We start from the raw sequence: 3768 nt of genomic DNA, 5'->3' as shown, positions 1-3768 counted from the left end.
ATGGTCCAATCGCGCAGGCGGTATTGGGTAAAGATGCCAAAGACCAGGCTAATATCGACAAGATCATGATCGATCTGGACGGTACCGAGAACAAATCCCAGTTTGGTGCTAACGCCATCCTGGCTGTTTCTCTGGCTGCTGCCAAGGCGGCTGCTGCCTCTAAAGGCATGCCGCTGTATGAGCACATTGCTGAACTGAACGGCACCCCAGGCAAGTTCTCTATGCCGTTGCCAATGATGAACATCATCAACGGTGGTGAGCACGCAGACAACAACGTTGATATTCAAGAGTTCATGATCCAGCCTGTTGGCGCGAAAACGCTGAAAGAAGCCGTGCGTATGGGTTCTGAAGTGTTCCACACCCTGGCTAAAGTGCTGAAGTCTAAAGGCATGGGCACTTCCGTTGGTGACGAAGGTGGCTACGCGCCAAACCTGGGTTCTAACGCCGAAGCGCTGGCTGTTATCGCTGAAGCGGTAAAAGCGGCAGGTTACGAGCTGGGTAAAGACATTACTCTGGCTATGGACTGTGCAGCGTCTGAATTCTACAAAGATGGCAAATATGTTCTGGCCGGCGAAGGCAACAAAGCCTTCACTTCTGAAGAGTTCACCCACTTCCTGGAAGACCTGACCAAGCAATACCCAATCGTGTCTATCGAAGACGGTCTGGACGAATCTGACTGGGATGGTTTCGCATACCAGACCAAAGTGCTGGGCGACAAAATCCAGCTGGTGGGCGACGACCTGTTCGTCACCAACACCAAGATCCTGAAAGAAGGCATCGAGAAAGGCATCGCTAACTCCATCCTGATCAAATTCAACCAGATCGGTTCTCTGACCGAAACTCTGGCTGCCATCAAGATGGCGAAAGACGCAGGCTACACCGCGGTGATCTCTCACCGTTCAGGTGAAACCGAAGATGCGACCATCGCTGACTTGGCGGTAGGTACTGCGGCTGGCCAGATCAAAACCGGTTCTATGAGCCGTTCTGACCGCGTTGCTAAATACAACCAACTGATCCGTATCGAAGAAGCGCTGGGCAACCGCGCACCGTTCAATGGCCTGAAAGAAGTTAAAGGTCAGTAATATCACGGTTTGATTCAGTAACGAATCAGTAAGCAAACGGAGAGTGCCGTAAAGGTGCTCTCCGTTTTTTTATGTCTGCGTTAAATGGACTCACCAATTTGTAACATGGCGTGATAATTAACCTGAGATTTTACTTAAGTCATGCAAATTTATTTCAGGGCTAATTAGCCCGTTTTTCGGCAATATTTTCTGCCGACGATCGTAATCTTCAGATGTCAGGATGGTCACTGGATAATCAATAAAGACACCAACAAGGAGATTAAAATTAATAAAGTGATGGGAATAATCCTAACTTCGGGTAATACCCCTAAAAAGGCCGATATGTTTCAAAATATTTCAAATGATAACTAATTAATTCAATGCCAATTTTAACTTATTGATATTTATTGATTTAATTTGGCAATAATACGGATTTAATAAATGTAACAGAGTATGAATTCAATTCATTCTCTCGTATAGCTTCGAAAAAAGGGTTGTTAAGAAAATTCCTGGTTTGCTAGACTGGCTCCACCTGTCCACAGGGCATCTGAGAAAGATGGTGTGACATGGATATTCTTAGTGAGTTTAAGCCAGTAGATAATTACTGCCAGGACTGCTTTATTGGAAAAAGTAAATTAAAAGGATTTCTTATGAAAATCAAAATGATGACTCTCGCTTTAATTGCATTCTCTAGCACCTCGATGGCGGATTCTGCCAACACAGTGCAATTCAAGGGTGAAGTTAGTACTCAAACCTGCTCGGTTAATATTAACGGCAATGAAACCAATCCTGTGGTGTTACTGCGTACGGTTGCGGCCAACTCGCTCGCGACCAAAGGCGCCACCGCTGGTGAAACCACCTTTACCGTTAACGTGACCGGTTGTACTACCGCAGCCAGCGATACCTCCATCAAAACGGTATTTGTCGGTAATAATGCCACCACTAATGGCAACTTGGGTAACACCGGTGATGCAACCCACGTTTCTATTCAATTGTTGGATAGCGATGCCACCACGCCATTGAGCTTTGCGACTAATTCAACGGCTACCACCAGCGCAATGACGCTGGCAACCGGTGCGGTATCAACGTCGCAAGAACTGGTTGCCCGTTATTATGCCGAAGAGGCTGGAGTGACTGCAGGTTCGGTGATCGCCACGGCACAATATGCGATTACGTATAAATAATACTCTGCCGTTCCAGGTTGTTTCCGCCACTGGGCTCAAGCCTGATGGCGGGAAATAACCCGTTACCCACAATAATGTCAGCATTACCCGAAACGCTAAGTGGTGCTGGGTTATTTGTCTTGTTGACTGGTCTCTCTTATGGCGTACACCACACGCACCTATTCTTGTTGGGCGGCATTGTTGTTCAGCCTGACATTGCTGATTATCGATAGCGCTGCTGCCAGCGTCACCATGCTGGGTAACCGAGTGATCTACCCGGCTCAGGCACGCGAGAAGACGCTGCAGTTTACCAACGACGATGCTGCCCCGGCGCTGATCCAAGTCTGGCTTGATATCGATAATGACAAATCGACGCCGGAAACGGCCGATGCCCCATTTATTGCATCGCCACAGATTTTCCGGATGAATGCTCATAGCGGGCAGATGGTACGGTTGATGTACGCCGGAAAAGGCTTACCGACCGACCGCGAATCCCTGTTTCACCTTAACTTTCTCCAGGTACCCGCCGTCAAACAAAGCGAAACGGATAAAAATAAGCTGGTGCTGTTGGTCAGCAACCGGCTGAAGGTGTTCTATCGGCCCGAAGGGCTGCCGGGAGAAGGCAATCAGGCGGGCAAACAGTTGCGCATCCAGCGTAATGGCAATGCATTACAGGTCAGTAATCCAACGCCTTATTATGTCAGCATCAGCTATGCCAAAAGCGGCAATAAAAACCTGCATATTGAACCGGCCGATATGGTCGCGCCTTTTTCTCAGGTGAGTTGGCCGCTGGGTTCTGCGTTCCCCAAAGGGAAGCTGAAAGTGGTGCTCGGTATCATGAATGATTACGGAGTAGAGGTTCCTGTCACTCTAGAGACGCAGCACTGAAAGAAAGGACAGGGAGGTCCTGATGTCGATAAAAAACTATCCCACAATTCCGTCTCTGCTATCAACGTGCTGCCGTTATGGCTTTTTTTGGCTCTCTCTGGGCGGGATCTCCCTGGCACAAGGCGCGACGGACGATTACGCCTTCGATGCCGATTTACTGCGTGGCAGCGTTTTCAACACCACGCAACTCGAACAGTTCAACCAACAGGACCTGGTGACGCCGGGTAACTATGAGGTCGAGCTGTTTACCAACGGTGCGTTTGTTGAACGTAGCCAAATCCGCTTTGTCCTGGGCGACGATCGGCACGTATTACCGTGTTTTGAGCGGCAACAGCTGGAGCGCCTTGGCCTAAAGGAAGTACCGGCGGCGCCTGCGGAAGGCTGTCTGCAACCTGGGCGCGATCTTAAAGATATTCAGGTTCAGGCCGATATGTCACAACTAAGATTGGATCTCAGCATTCCACAGAGTTTGCTGAACCATAAACCCCGTGGCAGCGTTAGCCCTGGCAGCTTGAGCAGTGGTGAATCAATGGCGTTTTTCAACTACAACGTTAACCAATATCACGTCAACTACCGCCAGGGGCAGACCAAGGATCTCAACTCTACCTTCGCCAACCTGAACGGGGGTTTTAACCTGGGGTTATGGCGTTACCGCC

General features: G+C 49.1%; 4 protein-coding genes. All 4 read left to right on the top strand.

Annotated elements, in window-relative coordinates; translation table 11 throughout:
* Positions 1 to 1082, top strand: a 1082-nt coding sequence (eno, locus tag ACLQ7H_RS12205; protein WP_411752897.1) for a phosphopyruvate hydratase, incomplete at its 5' end; no start/stop codon positions are given.
* 629 nt (positions 1083 to 1711) lie between these two features.
* On the top strand, positions 1712 to 2245 hold the full coding sequence (locus tag ACLQ7H_RS12200; RefSeq protein ID WP_411752896.1) for a fimbrial protein: 534 nt from the start codon (positions 1712 to 1714) through the stop codon (positions 2243 to 2245).
* A 138-nt stretch (positions 2246 to 2383) separates the two neighbouring features.
* Positions 2384 to 3112, top strand: a complete 729-nt coding sequence (locus ACLQ7H_RS12195) for a molecular chaperone (RefSeq protein ID WP_411752895.1) — start codon at positions 2384 to 2386, stop codon at positions 3110 to 3112.
* A gap of 22 nt (positions 3113 to 3134) precedes the next feature.
* On the top strand, positions 3135 to 3768 hold a 634-nt coding region (locus tag ACLQ7H_RS12190), incomplete at its 3' end, for a FimD/PapC N-terminal domain-containing protein (RefSeq protein WP_411752894.1).

Source organism: Serratia sp. (in: enterobacteria) (genome assembly GCF_046715635.1).
Classification (GTDB): domain Bacteria; phylum Pseudomonadota; class Gammaproteobacteria; order Enterobacterales; family Enterobacteriaceae; genus Chania.
The sequence above is the reverse complement of the archived record's forward strand: the minus strand, read 5'-3'. Positions and strand labels throughout refer to the sequence as shown.

Bases quoted from the DNA above. Each gene is read 5' to 3' on its own strand.
- ACLQ7H_RS12195 (WP_411752895.1), top strand. From the start codon at position 2,384: ATGGCGTACACCACACGCACCTATTCTTGTTGGGCGGCATTGTTGTTC.
- ACLQ7H_RS12200 (WP_411752896.1), top strand. From the start codon at position 1,712: ATGAAAATCAAAATGATGACTCTCGCTTTAATTGCATTCTCTAGCACC.